The following is a 19,150-nucleotide window of genomic DNA, read 5'->3' as shown; positions in this document are numbered from 1 at the left end:
AGGGCAAAGCCGGAAAAGTATGATTGTATGAAAAAGGAGGAAAATGGATAAAACAAATGATAAAAAGTAATGAAAGTGATAAGTGATGGAGGGGATCGTATGATCGATTTACGACCGTATAGTGTACGAACGGATTTAGCGATTGAAGCGCATGAAATAGCGATTGAAGAACGATTGCAAAGCAAGCAGGAAACTTCGCTTGAAGGGGTATTGATTCGCGATTGGGAAGAAGATGGTGTTCATTTTTCATTTGTAGAAGTGATGGAAGAAGGCGCAAAAACGTTAGGAAAAAAAGAAGGAAAGTATTTAACAATTGAAGCGCAAGGCATTCGAACGCAAGACACTGACTTACAACAAAAAGTAGAAAAACTATTTGCGAAACATTTTCATGCTTTTTTACAGCAGCTTGATATTCCTCAAGAAGCCAGTTGTCTTGTCGTTGGGTTAGGGAATGCGGAAGTCACCCCTGATGCGCTCGGACCACTAGCTGTGTCTAACTTATTGGTGACACGTCATTTATTTCAGTTACAACCTGAAAGTGTTCAAGACGGATTTCGCTCGGTGAGCGCCCTCGCCCCAGGGGTGATGGGAATGACCGGAATCGAAACGAGCGATGTTATTGCAGGTATCGTAGAAAAAATTAAACCGGATTTTATCATTGCTATTGATGCATTAGCTGCCCGTTCAATCGAACGAGTAAACGCCACGATTCAAATTTCAGATACAGGTATTCACCCGGGATCAGGAGTAGGAAATAAACGAAAAGAGCTAAGTAAACAAACGTTAGGTATTCCTGTTATTGCTATCGGTGTACCAACTGTTGTTGATGCCGTATCGATTGCAAGCGATACGATTGATTTGTTATTAAAACATCTCGGTCGCGAGATGAAAGAAGGCAATCGTGCAGCGCGCGCGTTGGCCCCAGCTAATCTTGTATTCGGGAAGAAAAAAAAGTTAACGGAAGGAGATTTGCCAAATGAGTCCGATCGTTCTGCTTTTTTAGGCATGGTCGGTATGCTAGATGAAGAAGAAAAGCGGCAATTAATTTATGAAGTGCTTGCTCCGATCGGTCATAATTTAATGGTTACACCAAAAGAAGTGGATGTCTTTATCGAAGAAATGGCGAACATATTGGCGAGCGGGTTGAACGCTGCTTTGCATCATCGGATTGATCAAGAAAACGTTGGGGCATATACGCATTAGTTTTTCGTTCTATCTTTCAAAGCGTTGTCATATTGATAGAGTAGACAAGCTTTGAAAGGGTGAAGTGATGAAAATGATGGTGACCGTTCACGGGGCAAGTATAAAAAAGTGGCTTGTATTTATTTTGTTTACATTTATGGGGACGTTGACAGTTGTCGCCACGATGACAGCGACATCGACATATCGCCTTTCTTCTTCTTCCGTTCATGAAGTGACAAATCGGTTTTCAACGGAATCGCTTGTACACTTGCTCTCTTTTGAAAATGTGTACTTTCGTCAAACGTTGCCGAAAGATAAACAACAATGGCCGTATTCTCAATATTTTTTTCAAATGACGACAAGTGTCAACTTGAATGATCCTCGCAGCTTGCTTGGACGGGAACTTCCAGGTTTTTCGTTGTATGATAGTGAAATTATTTTAGCTGGAGAAGGAACGGACTTTACAAACATCCCATACGAATCGCCCCCTCCTTTAGAAGTGCTGCTTGCTGAGCGCGAAGCTGCCCAAGAACAGCTTCAAGAGGAAGAAACGCCACCTGCTCCTGCGCCGTCACAAACGACAGGAGGAAAAAAAATAGTCTACATTTATCATACACATACACAAGAATCGTATTTGCCAGCGTTAAAAGGAGTTACGAATCCAAACTTTGCCCATCATCCGACTGTGAATGTGACGAAAGTTGGCAAAAAATTAGGAGAAGAGTTAGAAAAGCGTGGCATTGGTGCGGTTGTAGACACAACCGACTTTATAAGCAAATTATTAAAAAGCAATATGGAATATTATCAAGCGTATGATATGTCGCGTAAAACGGTCGTTGAAGCGATGGCGAACAATCGTGACGTGCAATATTTAATTGATATTCACCGTGATTCTCGTCGCCGTAATGATACGACAGTGACGATTAATGGAGTTGATTATGCACGAGTGTCGTTCATTATCGGTGGGGAAAATGCGAAATATGAGAAAAATTTACAGCTCGTAACGAAATTGCATGAGTTACTTGAAAAAAAATATCCAGGGTTAAGCCGTGGAACGTTCGAGAAAAAAGGGGTCGGCACAAATGGAAAGTTTAATCAAGATTTATCAGAAAACGCCATTTTAATTGAATTTGGTGGTGTGGATAACACGTTTCAAGAATTGTATCGAACGGTGTCAGCTGTTGCTGACGTGTTTAGTGAATATTATTGGCAAGCGGAAAAAGTGAATGCGACACAACCAGCAGAAAAAAAGTAGGTGAGTAAGATGGTGAAATTTACAATTCAAAGTTTACTCATCGCCGTCATTTTTTTAGTCGGGGTATTGCTCGGCATGCAACAAGCAAACGAAGGAATGCGAAAGATGAAAGGGTATAACGATCCGTCGCTTGAGCGGGTTGTACACGTATCAAAAGATGAAACGATCGTCCTTGGACAATCCATCGAAGAGAAAAAAGAAAAACTGCAACAAATTGAGGCGTTTAACATGTTTTCAAAGGCAGGTCAAAAGCTAGCCACGCTCGTTCATTCGCTCGTTGAACATATGCTCTCATTTATGCAAAAGGCAGGATAGTGATCTGCCTTTCTTTTTATTTTGCGTTGAATATTGCAAACGTTGTTGTTATAATCAAAGCTAGCGTATTTCGGAAATTATAGGAGTGGAATATAGATGAATCGTGAAGAAAGATTAAAAAGAAGGGATCGCATTCGTAACTTTTCGATTATTGCTCACATCGACCACGGCAAGTCTACGCTTGCAGACCGCATTCTTGAAAAGACGGGTGCGTTATCTGAGCGCGAAATGAAAGATCAAGCGCTTGATTCAATGGAGTTAGAACGAGAGCGTGGCATTACGATTAAGCTAAACGCTGTTCAGCTTCATTACAAAGCAAAAGATGGAGAAGATTACATTTTACATTTGATTGATACGCCTGGCCACGTCGATTTTACGTACGAAGTTTCGCGTAGTTTAGCGGCGTGTGAAGGTGCGATTTTAGTCGTTGATGCGGCGCAAGGTATTGAGGCACAGACGCTTGCGAACGTATATTTAGCGATTGATAACAATTTAGAAATTTTGCCTGTGATTAATAAAATTGATTTACCAAGTGCCGACCCTGAACGAGTTCGACAAGAAATTGAAGATGTCATCGGTCTTGACGCATCCGAAGCGGTGTTGGCATCAGCAAAAGTTGGCATTGGGATCGACGAAATTTTAGAACAAATTGTTCAAAAAATCCCTGCTCCATCCGGAGATCCAGATGCACCGCTTAAAGCGCTCATTTTTGATTCGTTGTATGATCCGTATCGTGGGGTTGTCGCATATATTCGCGTTGTCGAAGGAACGGTAAAAGCAGGTCAAAAAATTAAAATGATGGCGACAGGAAAAGAATTTGAAGTTGTTGAGGTCGGCGTATTTACACCGAAAGCGAAAGTTGTGGATGAATTAACGGTCGGTGATGTTGGTTATTTAACGGCTTCGATTAAAAACGTCAGCGATACGCGTGTCGGGGATACGATTACGCATGCGGACAATCCAGCGAGCGAACCGCTTCCAGGGTATCGCCGATTAAATCCGATGGTGTTTTGCGGATTATATCCGATCGATACAGCGCGCTACAACGATTTACGTGAGGCGTTAGAAAAATTACAATTAAACGATGCAGCGTTGCAGTTTGAGCCGGAAACGTCACAAGCGCTCGGTTTCGGCTTCCGCTGTGGCTTTTTAGGACTTTTGCATATGGAAATTATTCAAGAACGATTAGAGCGCGAATTTAACATTGACATTATTGCAACAGCACCAAGCGTTGTATATAAAGTATATTTAACAGACGGAACAGAGTTAGCTGTCGATAATCCGTCAAACATGCCAGATCCACAAAAAATTGAACGTGTGGAAGAGCCGTACGTGCGTGCGACAATTATGGTGCCAAACGATTACGTCGGCCCTGTCATGGAATTATGTCAAAAGAAACGTGGCATTTTCGGAGATATGCAATATTTAGATGAGCGGCGCGTCACATTGACGTATGAATTGCCACTTGCTGAAATTGTGTACGATTTCTTTGACATTTTAAAATCGAGCACGAAAGGATACGCATCGTTTGACTATGAGTTGATCGGCTATAAGCCGTCTAAGCTCGTCAAAATGGACATTTTATTAAACGGTGAAAAAGTTGATGCTTTATCGTTTATTGTCCACCGCGATTCAGCATACGACCGTGGAAAAGTGATCGTTGAAAAATTAAAAGATTTAATTCCGCGTCAACAGTTTGAAGTGCCTGTCCAAGCAGCCGTTGGTAATAAAATTATTGCCCGTTCAACGATTAAAGCATTGCGCAAAAACGTATTAGCGAAATGTTACGGTGGTGACATTTCTCGTAAGCGCAAGTTGCTTGAAAAGCAAAAAGAAGGGAAAAAGCGCATGAAGCAAGTCGGCTCTGTTGAAGTGCCACAAGAAGCGTTTATGGCTGTATTAAAAATGGATGATCAAAAATAAACCGCAGAACGATTCTGCGGTTTTTTATATAGAAAAGGGTGAAACGAGTGATTCAAGCAGCATATATTCATATCCCGTTTTGTACGCACATTTGTCATTATTGTGATTTCAATAAAGTATTTTTACATCAACAACCGGTTGATGCTTATATTGATGCGTTAATCATCGAAATGGAGCGGACGTTTGAACGCTTTCCAACGCCACGATTACAAACGGTATTTATCGGTGGAGGAACGCCGACGTCGCTTACCGCCAAACAACTCGAGCGATTATTGCGCGCGATTCATCGTATAGTTCCACTTGCTTCCAATGTCGAGTTTACCGTTGAAGCGAACCCAGATGGAGTAAGTGACGAACAGTTGCATGTGCTCAAGCAATGGGGCGTGAATCGCCTTAGCTTTGGGGTGCAGACGTTTGACGATGAGCTGTTAACACGCATTGGACGTACGCATACGAAAGAAACAGCGATCGAAACAATCGAACGGGCGCACGAGCTCGGTTTTTATAATATAAATATCGATTTAATGTACGGATTGCCAACACAAACGATCGCTCAACTAAAAGAAACGTTGCACATGATGTTTTCATTGCCGATTCAGCACGTTTCTGCTTACTCGTTAATTATTGAACCGAAAACGGTATTTTACAACTTAATGAGAAAAAGTACGTTGTCGTTACCAAGTCAAGAAGAAGAAGCATATATGTACGAAATCATTATGGAACAAATGGAACAACATGGGTATAAACAGTACGAACTAAGCAATTATGCACGAAACGGGTTTTATAGCCGTCATAATATGACATATTGGAATAATGAGTATTACTACGGATTTGGTGCAGGAGCGCACAGTTATATGAACGGCGTAAGGTATGTAAACGCGGGACCGATAAAAAAATATATCCAACTCATTCAACAAGGCCAACTCCCTTATGTAGATACACATGTCGTGTCAAAAGAGGAGGAAATGGAAGAGTATATGTTTCTCGGTTTGCGAAAAATCGAGGGAATAAATAAAGATGAATTTTTTCAACGTTATGGAAAAACGGTACATGCCGTCTTTAATGAAGCGATTGCGTTGCAAAAACAAGACGGATTACTCGAAGAAACAGATGAAGCTATTTTTCTTACACATCGCGGCAAATTGCTAGGAAATGAAGTATTTCAATCGTTTCTTGGCGTTTCATCTTGACATAAAAAGTGCAATTTGATACCTTAATAGTAGATTTAGCACTCGCTTTATTAGAGTGCTAACAGAGGTGATAAGCGTTGCTAACAGATCGCCAATTGTTAATTTTAAAAATTATTGTCGATGATTTTATTCGTTCAGGGCAACCGGTTGGTTCGCGGACGTTGTCGAAAAAGGAACAAATTACGTTCAGTTCGGCGACCATTCGTAACGAGATGGCGGATTTAGAAGAATTTGGTTTTATTGAAAAAACACATATTTCCTCTGGTCGCGTTCCGTCTCAAAAAGGATATCGGTATTACGTTGATCATTTGTTGCCACCTTTTCGATTAACACAAAAAGATATCCAAACGATTCGATCGATTTTTAATGAACAAATATACGAATTAGAGAAGCTCATTCAAAAATCGGCGCAAATTTTATCCGATTTAACAAACTATACAACGGTTGTGCTAGGTCCCTCAGTGAAAGAGCATAAATTAAAAACGATTCAAATCATCCCGCTGAATGCAGAAACAGCTGTTGCGATCATTGTGACGGATACAGGATATGTGGAAAAACATGTCGTTACACTTCCACCGTCTATTCCGACATCTGATGTTGAAAAAATGGTAAACATTTTAAACGATCGGTTGACGGGCGTGCCTTTAGAAGATTTGACAGATAAAATTCAAACGGAAGTTGCGCATGTTTTGCGTGAACATATCCAAAGCTACGACCACATGTTGCGGATGATTTCTACTCCGTTAGATTTAAACGCGCCTGCGCAAATGTTTTTAAGCGGAAAAATGAACATGCTTCGTCAACCGGAATTTAACGACATCGATAAACTTCGTGCTTTATTTAATGTCATTGAACAAGAAAAAGAGTTTTATCGTTTGTTAAGAAAACATAAGCAACAAGGCGTCCAAGTGAAAATTGGCACTGAAAACGACGTGGAAGGAATGGAAAACTGCAGTTTAATTACAGCGACATATTCTGTCGGTGGAGAGAAACTAGGCACAATTGCCGTCCTTGGTCCAACTCGTATGGAATATTCGCGCGTCATTTCGTTGTTGAATCTTGTTGCGACTGACTTATCAAACGTATTAACGATGTGGTATCAAAAAGATTAGTCGTGTCAATATTATGGATGGGGAATTTCCCCATCCGCTTTTCAAGTGTGTGAGGGAGGTGAGAAGATGGAGAAAGAACAGCGTACATATGATGAAACGGCTGAACAACACGAAGACATACAAACTGAGCAACAACAAGATGAGCAAATGCAAAGTGAAGAAACAAAAGAAGAAAAAGATGAGTTAGCACTTGCTTATGAAAAAATTGCGCAACTCGAAGCAAAGTTAGCAGAAACAGAAAATCGTTTCCTTCGTTTACATGCTGATTTTGATAATTATCGTCGCCGTGTGCGTTTAGATATGGAAGCTGCCGAAAAATATCGTGCGCAAAGCTTAGTTGCTGACTTGTTGCCGATTTTAGATAACTTTGAACGCGCATTACAAGTGCAAGTAGAAGATGAAAAAGCAAAATCGCTCTTACAAGGAATGGAAATGGTTTATCGCGCGTTAATTGAAGCGCTGAAAAAAGAAGGTGTCGAAGTGATTGAATCGGTTGGAAAACCGTTCGATCCGCATGTGCATCAAGCAGTCATGCAAGTCGACGATCAAAACTATGAACCAAACACAGTTGTTGAAGAGTTTCAAAAAGGCTATAAACTAAAAGATCGTGTCATTCGTCCGGCAATGGTCAAAGTAAATCAATAAGGAGGGATTATGTATGAGCAAAATTATCGGTATTGACTTAGGTACAACAAACTCTTGCGTTGCGGTATTAGAAGGCGGTGAGCCAAAAGTTATTCCAAACCCAGAAGGAGGTCGCACGACGCCATCTGTCGTTGCGTTTAAAAATGGTGAGCGTTTAGTTGGTGAAGTCGCAAAACGTCAAGCGATCACAAACCCCAACACAATCATTTCGATTAAACGCCATATGGGTACAGACTATAAAGTACAAATCGAAGGAAAAGAATATACACCTCAACAAATTTCTGCGATGATTTTACAATACTTAAAATCATATGCAGAAGCATATTTAGGTGAGCCTGTGACACGTGCGGTCATTACCGTTCCAGCTTACTTTAACGATGCACAACGTCAAGCGACAAAAGATGCGGGTCGCATCGCTGGCTTAGAAGTCGAGCGTATCATTAACGAGCCGACAGCGGCAGCATTAGCATACGGATTAGATAAAATGGATGAAGATCAAACGATTCTCGTCTACGACCTTGGTGGCGGTACGTTTGACGTATCGATTCTTGAATTAGGCGATGGCGTATTTGAAGTAAAAGCAACGGCAGGTGATAACCATCTTGGTGGTGACGACTTTGACCAAGTCATCATCGATTATTTAGTTGAAGAATTCAAAAAAGAACATGGCATTGACTTATCGAAAGACAAAATGGCGTTGCAACGCTTAAAAGATGCAGCAGAAAAAGCGAAAAAAGAACTTTCTGGCGTCATGCAAACGCAAATTTCGTTGCCGTTTATTAGCGCGAACGAAAACGGTCCGCTTCACCTAGAAATGACGTTAACGCGCGCAAAATTTGAAGAATTGTCTGCTCACTTAGTTGAACGTACGATGGAACCTGTTCGCCAAGCGTTAAAAGACGCGGGATTAACTCCTGCGGATATCGACAAAGTCATTCTTGTCGGTGGTTCGACGCGCATCCCTGCCGTTCAAGAGGCGATTAAAAAAGAAATCGGAAAAGAGCCGCATAAGGGAGTAAACCCAGATGAAGTCGTTGCAATTGGTGCTGCGATCCAAGGTGGCGTTATTGCTGGTGACGTGAAAGACGTCGTATTATTAGACGTAACACCACTTTCGCTCGGTATCGAAACGATGGGTGGCGTCTTTACAAAATTAATTGAGCGCAATACGACGATTCCGACAAGCAAATCGCAAATTTTCACAACGGCAGCGGACAATCAAACAGCGGTGGACATTCACGTTTTACAAGGGGAACGCCCAATGGCTGCCGACAACAAAACGCTCGGTCGCTTCCAATTAACTGACATTCCACCAGCTCCGCGCGGTGTGCCGCAAATTGAAGTGACGTTCGATATTGACGCGAACGGTATTGTGCACGTACGTGCGAAAGACTTAGGTACAAATAAAGAACAATCAATTACAATTAAATCTTCGTCTGGTCTTTCTGAAGAAGAAATTCAACGCATGATTAAAGAAGCGGAAGAAAATGCAGAAGCAGACCGGAAGCGAAAAGAAGAAGTTGAACTTCGCAACGAAGCAGATCATCTCATGTTTACAACAGAAAAAACATTAAAAGAATTAGAAGGAAAAGTAGACGAAGCCGATGTGAAAAAAGCGCAAGAAGCAAAAGATGCGTTGAAAGCAGCGCTTGAAGGAAAAGATATCGAAGACATTCGCACGAAGAAAAATGCGCTTCAAGAAGTTGTACAACAGCTTTCAATTAAGTTATATGAGCAAGCAGCTAAGCAAGCGCAAACTCAACAAAGCGAAGGCAAAAAAGACGATAACGTCGTCGATGCCGAATTTGAAGAAGTGAAAGAAGATAAGTAAACAAACAAAAAGTCAAAGTCAGGCCTGCCTTGGCTTTGACTTTTTTGCTATGGAAATATCAAATATATTGCGTAATAAGATGAGACAATGATAAAATTACGTTCATGTGAACGAGTCGGGAGTGGGTGATCATGAGTAAACGAGACTATTATGAAGTGCTCGGTGTAAGTAAAAACGCAACAAAGGAAGAAATTAAAAAAGCATATCGGAAGTTATCAAAACAGTATCATCCAGATATTAATAAAGCGCCCGATGCAGCAGAAAAGTTTAAAGAAATTAAAGAAGCATACGAGGTGTTAAGTGACGATCAAAAGCGTGCTCACTACGATCAGTTTGGTCATACAGATCCGAACCAGCAGTTTGGCGGATTTGGCGGTGCTGATTTTGATTTTGGTGGGTTTGGTGGCTTCGAAGATATTTTCAGTAGCTTTTTTGGCGGTGGGCGCCGACGTGATCCGAACGCCCCACGTGCAGGGGCAGACTTGCAATATACGATGCGCTTGACGTTTGAAGAAGCGGTATTCGGAAAAGAAACAAATATTGAAATTCCGCGTGAAGAAACGTGCGATACATGCCAAGGTTCTGGTGCGAAGCCGGGAACGAAAAAAGAAACGTGCGCACATTGTCACGGTACAGGGCAATTAACGATTGAACAAGCAACGCCATTTGGGCGTATCGTCAATCGACGTGTTTGTCATCATTGCGGCGGAACAGGGCAATGGATTAAAGAAAAATGTACAACATGTCATGGAACAGGTCGTGTGAAAAAACGGAAAAAAATTCATGTCAAAATTCCTGCTGGTGTCGACGATGGCCAGCAATTGCGTTTAGCAGGTCAAGGTGAACCAGGAATAAACGGAGGGCCACCTGGGGACTTATATATCGTTTTCCACGTTGAACCGCATGAATTTTTCGAACGCGATGGTGATGACATTTATTGTGAAATGCCAATTACATTTACGCAAGCGGCGCTCGGTGCAGATATCGAAGTGCCGACGTTGTATGGAAAAGTAAAGTTGAAAATTCCAGCTGGTACGCAAACAGGTACAAAATTCCGTTTAAAAGGAAAAGGAGTGCCGAATGTGCATGGGTACGGAAAAGGAGATCAACATATTCGCGTGCGCGTCGTCACGCCAACGAAATTAACGGAACGTCAAAAACAATTATTGCGTGAATTTGAACAACTTAGTCAAGGGAATGGACAAGAAGATAGCTTTTTTGCAAAAGTGAAACGAGCATTTAAAGGGGAGTAACGAGAAGGAGGAGTTGGTAGATCATGAAATGGTCAGAAATAAGCATTCATACAACACACGAAGCGGTCGAGGCGATTTCGAATATTTTACATGAAGCAGGTGCAGGTGGCGTTGTTATTGAAGATCCATTTGAACTAACGAAAGAGCGTGAAACGACTTACGGGGAAATCTACCAACTCAATCCTGACGATTACCCCGAAGAAGGCGTCATTATTAAAGCATATTTACCAGTGAATAGTTTTTTAGGTGAAACTGTCGAAGAAATTAAACAAGCGATTAACAACTTAATGTTATATAACATTGATATCGGGCGAAATAAAATTACGATCAGTGAAGTGAATGAAGAAGAATGGGCGACGGCGTGGAAAAAATATTACAATCCGGTGAAAATTTCTGAGCGATTTACGATCGTTCCGACATGGGAAACGTATGAACCGGTTTCAAGCGATGAATTAATTATTGAGCTAGATCCAGGCATGGCGTTTGGCACAGGGACGCATCCGACAACAGTGATGTGTATTCAAGCGCTTGAAAAAACGGTTAAAGAAGGAGATACAGTCGTTGATGTCGGTACGGGATCAGGCATTTTAAGCATTGCTGCTGCGATGCTAGGTGCCAAACGTGTCCATGCGCTCGATTTAGATCCGGTTGCGGTAGAAAGTGCCAAATTAAACGTGAAGTTAAATAAAGTACATGATGTCGTCACCGTTTCGCAAAACAATTTACTTGATCGAATCGATGAACAAGCGGATGTCATCGTTGCCAACATTTTGGCTGAAATTATCCTTCGTTTTGTCGATGATGCATATCGCTTGTTGCGCTCAGGTGGCGTATTTATTACATCAGGTATTATTCAAACGAAAAAACAAGAAGTGAAGGAAGGGATTCTTCGCGCTGGTTTTACAATTGAAGAAACGTTAACGATGGAAGACTGGGTTGCGTTTATTGCAAAAAAACAATAAAAAGGGTGTTCGTGTTGCAACGATATTTTGTACGTAACGAGCAAATCGTTGGCGATCACGTTATGATTTCTGGCGATGACGTCCATCATATCGGACGGGTGATGCGCATGAATGAAGGTGATCGCCTTCTTTGTTGTAATGAACGTAGTGAAACGATGCTTTGTGAGATCGAACAAATTTCCAATGATTTTGTGCGATGCCGTATTATACAATGGATAGAGGCAAACGTTGAACTTCCTGTACACGTATATGTCGCAAGTGGATTGTTAAAAGGAGATAAATACGAACTCGTCTTACAGAAAGGGACAGAACTCGGGGCAAAAGGATTTCTTCCACTCATAACTTCTCGTTCGATCGTGAAATGGGACGAGAAAAAGGGCGATAAAAAAGTGGAGCGTTGGCAAAAAATTGTGAAAGAAGCAGCGGAACAATCGCACAGAGCCTATATGCCATCTGTTTATGCTCCGATGACAGTTCATGAACTCATCTCATGGGCGCACGATGTCGATTATAAATGTATTGCATATGAAGAAGAGGCGAAAGAAGGAAACCATCGTTCGTTTGCTCATCTTCTTCAGACGATGAACGACGGGGACTCTCTCCTCATCGTTTTTGGACCAGAGGGCGGACTGTCCGAGCAAGAAGTTGCGCTATTAAAAGACCATGGATTTGTCGCGTGTAGTCTTGGACCGCGTGTTTTACGGGCAGAGACGGCGCCGTTATACGCATTATCAGCAGTATCTTATGAATGGGAACTTAAGTGAGGTGATATACATGCCAACGGTTGCATTTCATACGTTAGGATGCAAAGTGAATCATTACGAAACAGAAGCGATTTGGCAGTTGTTTAAACAAGCGGGATATGAGCGAAAAGATTTTGAAGGCCACGCCGATGTATACGTTATTAATACATGTACAGTAACGAATACGGGGGATAAAAAAAGTCGCCAAGTCATTCGTCGTGCGGTGCGCCGTAATCCTGATGCGGTCGTCTGTGTAACAGGCTGTTATGCCCAAACGTCTCCTGCGGAAGTTATGGCAATTCCAGGCGTTGATATTGTCATCGGTACACAAGATCGCGGCAAAATTTTAGAGTACATTGAGCAGTTTAAACAACAACGCCAGCCGATTAACGGTGTGCGCAATATTATGAAAACACGCGTATATGAAGAGCTTGATGTGCCTGCGTTTACGGATCGAACACGTGCATCGCTGAAAATTCAAGAAGGATGCAATAACTTTTGTACGTTTTGTATTATTCCATGGGCGCGTGGCTTAATGCGATCACGGGATCCGAAAGAAGTCATTCGTCAGGCGCAACAACTCGTTGATGCAGGCTATAAGGAAATTGTGTTAACGGGCATTCATACAGGCGGTTATGGAGAAGATATGAAAGATTACAATTTCGCCATGTTGTTGCGCGATATCGATGAACAAGTGAAAGGATTGAAACGATTACGTATTTCATCAATTGAAGCGAGCCAAATCACAGATGACGTCATCGCCGTATTAAAACAGTCTGATAAAATTGTTCGTCATTTACACATTCCGTTGCAATCTGGTTCAAATACGGTGTTAAAGCGAATGCGTCGCAAATATACGACGGAATTTTTTGCGGAGAGACTGGCACGTTTACGCGAAGTATTTCCCGACTTAGCTGTTACATCGGATGTGATCGTCGGCTTCCCGGGTGAGACGGAAGAAGAATTTATGGGGACATACGAATTTATTCGCGAGCAACGCTTCTCCGAACTGCACGTCTTTCCATACTCGAAGCGGACAGGCACACCAGCAGCAAGAATGCCAGATCAAGTTGACGAAGAAATAAAAAATGAGCGCGTTCATCGCTTAATTGCACTTTCCGATCAATTAGCGAAAGAGTATGCATCAAAGTTTGAAGGACAAGTGCTTGAAGTCATTCCAGAAGAGCTTTATAAAGAAGATCCAGCGAGCGGATTATACGTCGGTTATACGGATAACTATTTAAAAGTGAAGTTCCCAGCAACAGAAGAAATGGTGGGTAAACTTGTGAAAGTGAAAATTACAAAAGCAGGTTATCCATATAACGAAGGGGAATTTGTTCGCGTCATCGATGATGTTCATGAAAACATTCGGTTAAGCTCATAAAAAGAAGTTGACTTATGAACTTGGTTATATTATACTTTGAAAGTACATGTTCTAACATGTACCAAGGATTAGCGGTTTTGTTCGGAGGGAGGGAAGTAGGATGTCGAAAACGATCGTTCGTAAAAACGAGTCGCTTGAAGATGCTCTTCGTCGCTTCAAACGTGCAGTTTCAAAAACAGGTACGTTACAAGAAGCAAGAAAGCGCGAATTCTATGAAAAGCCAAGCGTAAGACGCAAGAAAAAGTCTGAAGCGGCTAGAAAGCGCAAATATTAAAAGAGGGTGTATTTATGAGTCTTCTCGAACGTTTGAACAATGATATGAAGCAAGCGATGAAAAACAAAGAGAAGGACAAATTGTCGGTCATTCGCATGGTGAAATCCGCCTTACAAAATGAAGCGATTAAACTTGGCAAAACGTTGACCGAAGATGAAGAATTAACCGTACTTTCTCGCGAATTAAAACAGCGTAAAGACTCCCTCCAAGAATTTGAAAAAGCTGGTCGCACAGACCTTGTTGATAAAGTTAAGGAAGAGATTGCGGTTCTTGAACTTTACATGCCGAAGCAGTTGGGCGAAGAAGAGCTTGTGCAAATCGTAAAAGAAACGATTGCCGAGGTAGGTGCTTCCTCAAAAGCGGATATGGGGAAAGTGATGGGAGCGATCATGCCGAAAGTGAAAGGAAAAGCAGACGGCTCGCTCGTAAACAAACTTGTTCAACAACATTTGGGTTAAAACACCTTACGACATCGTAAGGTGTTTTTCTGTTTTTGAAACTTTTTTTCTTTTCATACGTACATATAAAAGGTGAAGGGAGGAAAAACGATGGGCGATTTCATTATTGCTTTCACGCATCCGTTTCTTGCTGCGCTTTTACTCATCGTCGGCAGCGTGTTGTTTGTTTGGCAATTATACGATGCGCGCTGGAGCTGGAAAGGAACGGGAAGCCTCGTTTGCTTTTTGCTTTTTTTCTCATCGCATTTAGCGGCTGGTTTAACAACTTTTGGAGCGATCATGTTATTTGCTATTGGTCTTATTTTGTTAGTCATTGAGTTGTTTGTTCCGGGTGGGGTAATTGGCTTGCTTGGGCTTGGGACGCTTGTTTGGAGCTTATTTTTAGCCGCCAAACACTCCCCTTTTATCACTGTTTCTTTAGCCGTAGCTGTCGTTAGTGCGCTCATGATGGGATTATGGTTAAGTCGAGTCAGCAAAAAGAAGATGATGCTTTTTGAGAAAATCGTGCTTACTGATGAACAGCGAAATGAAAAAGGATATGTTTCTCATGAAGCGCGCATTGATTTGATAGGAAAGCGCGGAGTGTCACTTACTGTATTGCGGCCATCAGGAACAGCGCTCATTGATGGCGGACGTGTAGATGTTGTCACAGAAGGGGAATATATAGAGCGAAATCGTCCGATTGAAGTCGTTTATGTCGATGGGCTAAAGATCGTTGTTCGTGAATGGAAAAAAGAGGAGGAGATCATATGACACCAGATCAATTTTTGTTCATTATTGCATTTGCTTTAGGGCTTGTGTTGTTAGCTGTGTTTTTCTCGTTCGTTCCGGTTATGCTCTGGATTTCTGCCATTGCTTCCGGCGTTCCAATTAGCATTTTTACGCTTATCGGTATGCGATTGCGTCGCGTCATTCCATCGCGTGTTATTAATCCGTTAATTAAGGCGAAAAAAGCAGGGTTAGATGTAACGATTAATCAGTTAGAAAGCCATTATTTAGCAGGTGGAAATGTCGACCGTGTCGTTAATGCTTTAATTGCTGCACAACGCGCAAATATTAATTTGACGTTTGAACGTTGTGCCGCCATTGATTTAGCAGGACGAAACGTACTAGAAGCTGTTCAAATGAGCGTCAATCCAAAAGTCATTGAAACACCGTTTATTTCTGGCGTCGCAATGGATGGTATTGAAGTGAAGGCGAAAGCGCGTATTACTGTACGAGCAAATATTGATCGATTAGTGGGTGGAGCAGGGGAAGAGACGATTATCGCACGTGTAGGTGAAGGTATTGTATCAACAATCGGCTCTCAAGACGATCATAAAAAAGTGCTTGAAAACCCGGATATGATTTCTCAAACGGTATTGGCTAAAGGATTAGACTCAGGAACAGCGTTTGAAATTTTATCGATTGATATTGCGGACATTGATATCGGAAAAAATATCGGTGCAGAATTGCAAACAGATCAAGCAGAGGCAGATAAGAAAATTGCGCAAGCGAAAGCAGAAGAACGTCGTGCAATGGCCGTTGCGCTTGAACAAGAAATGAAAGCACGCGTGCAAGAAATGCAGGCAAAAGTTATTGAAGCAGAGGCACAAGTGCCGCTCGCGATGGCGGAAGCGCTCCGTTCTGGCAAGCTCGGTGTGATGGATTACATGAACTTAAAAAACATTATGGCGGATACGAATATGCGCGACTCGATTGGCAAGCTGACGCAACATCCGGATGATGAGAAAAAGTGAGGAATAAATGATGGTGCTAATCGATTGGCTTCTTGACAACATATTTGTCGTCTTTATTTTAGGAGCGTTTATTTCTTGGATTGGAAAACAGATCAAAGCAGCGGAAGAAACTGTGGAACGAAAAGAACAGCAAGAACAACGATCGACAGCGGTTGTGACAGAAGTTGAACCAAGAACGAGACGGACAGTCAAACAAGAACAGGAGCAAATCGTCGTTTCACAGCCAACTGTGAAGCAGCAAACGAAAGCAAAACAATTACCGACGCATCCGCTCGTACAAGGTGTCATTTTTTCAGAAGTGTTTGGTCCACCGCGAGCAAAGCGTCCGTACAGTAGAAAATAAGTGATATAACCCCCATTTCGCTCATACATATGAGATGAAAGGGGGTTTTGTTTATGATCGGAAAATGGAAAAACAACATGCGACAATGGTTAACAAATCAAATGGAATTACCTGCGGATGTTGTCGCTGACCTCCCCCGTATTACAATGATTGGGCATATTCATATCTACATAGAAAACCATCGTGGTTTACTTTTGTTTACAGATCGCGAATTGCGCTTGTTGTTAAAAAACGGGCAGCTACTTGTCAAAGGGGAATCGTTTAGTATTAAAACGATTTTGCCAGAAGAAATTTTGCTCGAGGGAAAGATTAGCCAAGTGTTGTATTTGGAAGAATAAGGGGGGACGAGTGTGAAAAACGAATGGATGTATCGCGTGGCCGGAAATTTGCGTATACGTATTGTTGGAAAAGGATTAGAGCGGTTATTAAATGAATTTACACGGCGTGGAATATACGTATGGAACGTGAGGCGAGAGGATGAAAACTCGCTCACGTGTTACATGTTTCTTCGCGATATTCATCATGTGCGAGTAGCGATGCGAAAAAGTGGATGTAAGCTATATGTTCTCGAACGGCGAGGAGCACCGTTTTGGTTGAAAACGTCATGGAAAAATAGCGGCATCGTTGTCGGATTAGTTGCCTTTATGTGCGTCGTTTTTTTATTATCTAATATGATTTGGCGTATTGAAGTAACTGGGGCGAATCCAGAAGTGGAACATACCGTGAGACAACAATTAAAAAAAATAGGAGTTGAACGTGGTGCGCTACAGTTTGTCATCCCTACTCCTGAAGCGATTCAGCGAACGTTAATGAACAATATGGATACGATTACGTGGATTGGTGTTGAATGGCGCGGGACAACGTTATATTGCCAAGTCGTTGAAAAAAAGAAACCGACACAAACGAAAGCGAATGCGCCACAACATCTTGTTGCAAAGAAAAAAGCGGTCATTACGTATATGTTTGTCGAACAAGGTCAAGCAGTTGTAGAAGTGAATGATCATGTCGTTCCAGGACAGTTGCTCGTTTCCGGCTTTATTGGAAAAGAAGGACAAACAGAGATCGTGCCAGCGCGCGGTCAAATTTTAGGCGAGACGTGGTACAAGTCTACCGTTGCCATTCCGTTAAAAACAACGTTTTATATGTTGACAGGGAAAAAACGGGAAACACATTACGTTCGTTTTTGGTCGAGGAAAGTTCCGGTTTTTTGGAATCATAAAGAACAGTTTTCACAATTTGAAAAACAAGTAGACGAAAAAACGTTTCGTTTCTTGACGTGGACGTTACCGATTCGCTATGAAAAAGTAGTGTGGCGTGAAAAAGAAGTTGCTGTTCGTGAATATTCATATGAACAGGCAAAAACAGCCGCAAAACAAATTGCTCGTGAACAGTTAAAGCGACAATTGCCTGCGGATGCGATCATCCAAGGTGAAAAAGTTTTGCATGAGATGAAGGAGAATGGTAAAGTAAAAGTAGAAATGCATTACCAAGTCATTGAAAACATTGCGACACCACAACCAATTATTCAAGGAGATTGAGGAATGTCGGAACAGTTTGTCACGATTTACCCTAACGTACAAAATGCAGATGAAGCGCTTGCCTTATTTGGTGCGCACGATATTCATTTAAAGCGCATTGAACAAGAACTCGGTGTCTCCATTGTGACGCGTGGAGAGGCAGTCAGCGTTTCAGGGAGCAAACAACATATTGAGCTTGTTGATGAATTGCTTCGTCATTTGTTGTTTGTTATTCGTAAAGGCATCGTCATTAGCGAGCGGGATGTGCTTTATGCGTTACAAATGGCGAAGAACGGTACGATTTCTTATTTTGTAGAGTTGTACAATGAAGAAATTGGAAAAAACGCAAAAGGAAAAGCGATTCGCGTCAAAACGCTTGGTCAGCGTCAATACGTTTCTGCCATTCAGCGCCACGACTTAATTTTCGGTATTGGGCCAGCAGGAACGGGAAAAACGTATTTGGCTGTCGTTATGGCTGTACAAGCGTTAAAAAACGGACAAGTCAAGCGAATTATTTTAACGCGTCCGGCTGTTGAAGCGGGAGAAAACTTAGGTTTTTTGCCGGGGGATTTAAAAGAAAAAGTTGATCCGTATTTACGGCCGCTTTACGATGCCCTTCATGACGTCCTTGGTCATGAACATACCCAACGATTAATTGAGCGCGGTGCAATTGAAATTGCTCCGCTGGCATATATGCGTGGGCGAACGTTAGATGATGCGTTTGTCATTTTAGACGAGGCGCAAAATACAACGCCTTCGCAAATGAAAATGTTTTTAACGCGCCTTGGCTTTGGCTCGAAAATGGTGATTACCGGCGATATTTCGCAAGTGGATTTGCCAAAAGGTGTTCGTTCGGGACTTGCGATTGCGAAAGACATTTTAACGAATGTAAGCGGAATTTCATTTGTCTTTTTAGAGCAAGCTGATGTTGTACGCCATCCGCTTGTCGGCAAAATTATCGCTGCATATGAAGATGCCGGAATGTAAATGCGACCTGCGCTCACGTAGGTCCTTTTTGCACTTT

The 19,150-nt window shown here is 42.0% G+C and carries 20 protein-coding genes; all 20 read left to right on the top strand.

The annotated features are described in order from the left end of the window. Positions 1–99: 99 nt before the first annotated feature. On the top strand, positions 100–1,203 hold the full coding sequence (gpr, locus tag ASC42_RS06235) for a GPR endopeptidase (RefSeq protein ID WP_032100501.1): 1,104 nt from the start codon (positions 100–102) through the stop codon (positions 1,201–1,203). Between the two features lie 64 nt (positions 1,204–1,267). Continuing rightward, positions 1,268–2,437 (top strand): stage II sporulation protein P, encoded by a 1,170-nt coding sequence (spoIIP, locus tag ASC42_RS06230; RefSeq protein WP_082435699.1) that lies wholly within the window; start codon positions 1,268–1,270, stop codon positions 2,435–2,437. A gap of 9 nt (positions 2,438–2,446) precedes the next feature. Next, a complete protein-coding gene (locus tag ASC42_RS06225; RefSeq protein ID WP_055441024.1) occupies positions 2,447–2,752 on the top strand; it encodes a YqxA family protein in 306 nt (101 codons plus the stop codon). Between the two features lie 96 nt (positions 2,753–2,848). Then, positions 2,849–4,675, top strand: coding sequence for a translation elongation factor 4 (gene lepA, locus ASC42_RS06220; protein WP_055441023.1), 1,827 nt, complete (start codon positions 2,849–2,851; stop codon positions 4,673–4,675). Between the two features lie 47 nt (positions 4,676–4,722). Beyond that, positions 4,723–5,865: a radical SAM family heme chaperone HemW gene (gene hemW / locus ASC42_RS06215; protein WP_055441022.1), complete on the top strand. Its 1,143-nt coding sequence runs from the start codon at positions 4,723–4,725 to the stop codon at positions 5,863–5,865. A 77-nt stretch (positions 5,866–5,942) separates the two neighbouring features. After that, positions 5,943–6,977: a heat-inducible transcriptional repressor HrcA gene (gene hrcA / locus ASC42_RS06210; RefSeq protein ID WP_055441021.1), complete on the top strand. Its 1,035-nt coding sequence runs from the start codon at positions 5,943–5,945 to the stop codon at positions 6,975–6,977. A gap of 66 nt (positions 6,978–7,043) precedes the next feature. Further along, positions 7,044–7,622 (top strand): nucleotide exchange factor GrpE, encoded by a 579-nt coding sequence (gene grpE, locus ASC42_RS06205; protein ID WP_055441020.1) that lies wholly within the window; start codon positions 7,044–7,046, stop codon positions 7,620–7,622. A gap of 13 nt (positions 7,623–7,635) precedes the next feature. Next, the gene (gene dnaK, locus ASC42_RS06200) at positions 7,636–9,453 is read left to right on the top strand and encodes a molecular chaperone DnaK (RefSeq protein WP_055441019.1); all 1,818 of its coding nucleotides are present in this window, start codon (positions 7,636–7,638) and stop codon (positions 9,451–9,453) included. Positions 9,454–9,584: 131 nt separating this feature from the next. Then, positions 9,585–10,706, top strand: a complete 1,122-nt coding sequence (gene dnaJ / locus ASC42_RS06195; RefSeq protein ID WP_055441018.1) for a molecular chaperone DnaJ — start codon at positions 9,585–9,587, stop codon at positions 10,704–10,706. 23 nt (positions 10,707–10,729) lie between these two features. Next, on the top strand, positions 10,730–11,668 hold the full coding sequence (prmA, locus tag ASC42_RS06190) for a 50S ribosomal protein L11 methyltransferase (RefSeq protein ID WP_055441017.1): 939 nt from the start codon (positions 10,730–10,732) through the stop codon (positions 11,666–11,668). Between the two features lie 14 nt (positions 11,669–11,682). After that, positions 11,683–12,432 carry a 16S rRNA (uracil(1498)-N(3))-methyltransferase gene (locus ASC42_RS06185; RefSeq protein ID WP_055441016.1) on the top strand — a complete coding sequence of 250 codons (750 nt, stop codon included), beginning with the start codon at positions 11,683–11,685 and terminating at the stop codon, positions 12,430–12,432. A gap of 10 nt (positions 12,433–12,442) precedes the next feature. Beyond that, complete coding sequence (mtaB, locus tag ASC42_RS06180; RefSeq protein WP_055441015.1) at positions 12,443–13,795, top strand: tRNA (N(6)-L-threonylcarbamoyladenosine(37)-C(2))-methylthiotransferase MtaB; 1,353 nt, start codon at positions 12,443–12,445, stop codon at positions 13,793–13,795. Positions 13,796–13,895: 100 nt separating this feature from the next. After that, complete coding sequence (gene rpsU / locus ASC42_RS06175; RefSeq protein ID WP_003393897.1) at positions 13,896–14,069, top strand: 30S ribosomal protein S21; 174 nt, start codon at positions 13,896–13,898, stop codon at positions 14,067–14,069. Between the two features lie 14 nt (positions 14,070–14,083). After that, the gene (locus ASC42_RS06170; RefSeq protein WP_055441014.1) at positions 14,084–14,527 is read left to right on the top strand and encodes a GatB/YqeY domain-containing protein; all 444 of its coding nucleotides are present in this window, start codon (positions 14,084–14,086) and stop codon (positions 14,525–14,527) included. A 90-nt stretch (positions 14,528–14,617) separates the two neighbouring features. Then, positions 14,618–15,280, top strand: coding sequence for an NfeD family protein (locus tag ASC42_RS06165; RefSeq protein WP_055441013.1), 663 nt, complete (start codon positions 14,618–14,620; stop codon positions 15,278–15,280). After that, positions 15,277–16,266, top strand: coding sequence for a flotillin-like protein FloA (floA, locus tag ASC42_RS06160; protein ID WP_055441012.1), 990 nt, complete (start codon positions 15,277–15,279; stop codon positions 16,264–16,266). Before ASC42_RS06165 ends, floA begins: the two co-directional genes overlap by 4 nt. Positions 16,267–16,276: 10 nt before the next feature. Then, complete coding sequence (locus tag ASC42_RS06155; protein WP_245191150.1) at positions 16,277–16,609, top strand: hypothetical protein; 333 nt, start codon at positions 16,277–16,279, stop codon at positions 16,607–16,609. 53 nt (positions 16,610–16,662) lie between these two features. Then, positions 16,663–16,947 carry a sporulation protein YqfC gene (gene yqfC, locus ASC42_RS06150; protein WP_055441010.1) on the top strand — a complete coding sequence of 95 codons (285 nt, stop codon included), beginning with the start codon at positions 16,663–16,665 and terminating at the stop codon, positions 16,945–16,947. Between the two features lie 12 nt (positions 16,948–16,959). Then, a complete protein-coding gene (gene yqfD / locus ASC42_RS06145) occupies positions 16,960–18,147 on the top strand; it encodes a sporulation protein YqfD (RefSeq protein WP_055441009.1) in 1,188 nt (395 codons plus the stop codon). 3 nt (positions 18,148–18,150) lie between these two features. Beyond that, the gene (locus ASC42_RS06140) at positions 18,151–19,113 is read left to right on the top strand and encodes a PhoH family protein (RefSeq protein WP_055441008.1); all 963 of its coding nucleotides are present in this window, start codon (positions 18,151–18,153) and stop codon (positions 19,111–19,113) included. The last annotated feature ends 37 nt before the right edge of the window (positions 19,114–19,150 follow it).

The organism is Anoxybacillus suryakundensis (assembly GCF_001418025.1).
GTDB classification, from domain to species: Bacteria; Bacillota; Bacilli; order Bacillales; family Anoxybacillaceae; genus Anoxybacillus; species Anoxybacillus tengchongensis.
Note: the sequence above shows the minus strand (reverse complement) of the source record. Positions and strands in the feature narration are given on the sequence as shown.

Coding starts and splice junctions, on each gene's coding strand:
- mtaB (WP_055441015.1), top strand. CDS start 12,443: ATGCCAACGGTTGCATTTCATACGTTAGGATGCAAAGTGAATCATTAC.
- lepA (WP_055441023.1), top strand. CDS start 2,849: ATGAATCGTGAAGAAAGATTAAAAAGAAGGGATCGCATTCGTAACTTT.
- ASC42_RS06170 (WP_055441014.1), top strand. CDS start 14,084: ATGAGTCTTCTCGAACGTTTGAACAATGATATGAAGCAAGCGATGAAA.
- dnaJ (WP_055441018.1), top strand. CDS start 9,585: ATGAGTAAACGAGACTATTATGAAGTGCTCGGTGTAAGTAAAAACGCA.
- ASC42_RS06225 (WP_055441024.1), top strand. CDS start 2,447: ATGGTGAAATTTACAATTCAAAGTTTACTCATCGCCGTCATTTTTTTA.
- dnaK (WP_055441019.1), top strand. CDS start 7,636: ATGAGCAAAATTATCGGTATTGACTTAGGTACAACAAACTCTTGCGTT.
- floA (WP_055441012.1), top strand. CDS start 15,277: ATGACACCAGATCAATTTTTGTTCATTATTGCATTTGCTTTAGGGCTT.
- ASC42_RS06140 (WP_055441008.1), top strand. CDS start 18,151: ATGTCGGAACAGTTTGTCACGATTTACCCTAACGTACAAAATGCAGAT.
- grpE (WP_055441020.1), top strand. CDS start 7,044: ATGGAGAAAGAACAGCGTACATATGATGAAACGGCTGAACAACACGAA.
- rpsU (WP_003393897.1), top strand. CDS start 13,896: ATGTCGAAAACGATCGTTCGTAAAAACGAGTCGCTTGAAGATGCTCTT.
- prmA (WP_055441017.1), top strand. CDS start 10,730: ATGAAATGGTCAGAAATAAGCATTCATACAACACACGAAGCGGTCGAG.
- yqfC (WP_055441010.1), top strand. CDS start 16,663: ATGATCGGAAAATGGAAAAACAACATGCGACAATGGTTAACAAATCAA.
- ASC42_RS06165 (WP_055441013.1), top strand. CDS start 14,618: ATGGGCGATTTCATTATTGCTTTCACGCATCCGTTTCTTGCTGCGCTT.
- ASC42_RS06155 (WP_245191150.1), top strand. CDS start 16,277: ATGGTGCTAATCGATTGGCTTCTTGACAACATATTTGTCGTCTTTATT.
- gpr (WP_032100501.1), top strand. CDS start 100: ATGATCGATTTACGACCGTATAGTGTACGAACGGATTTAGCGATTGAA.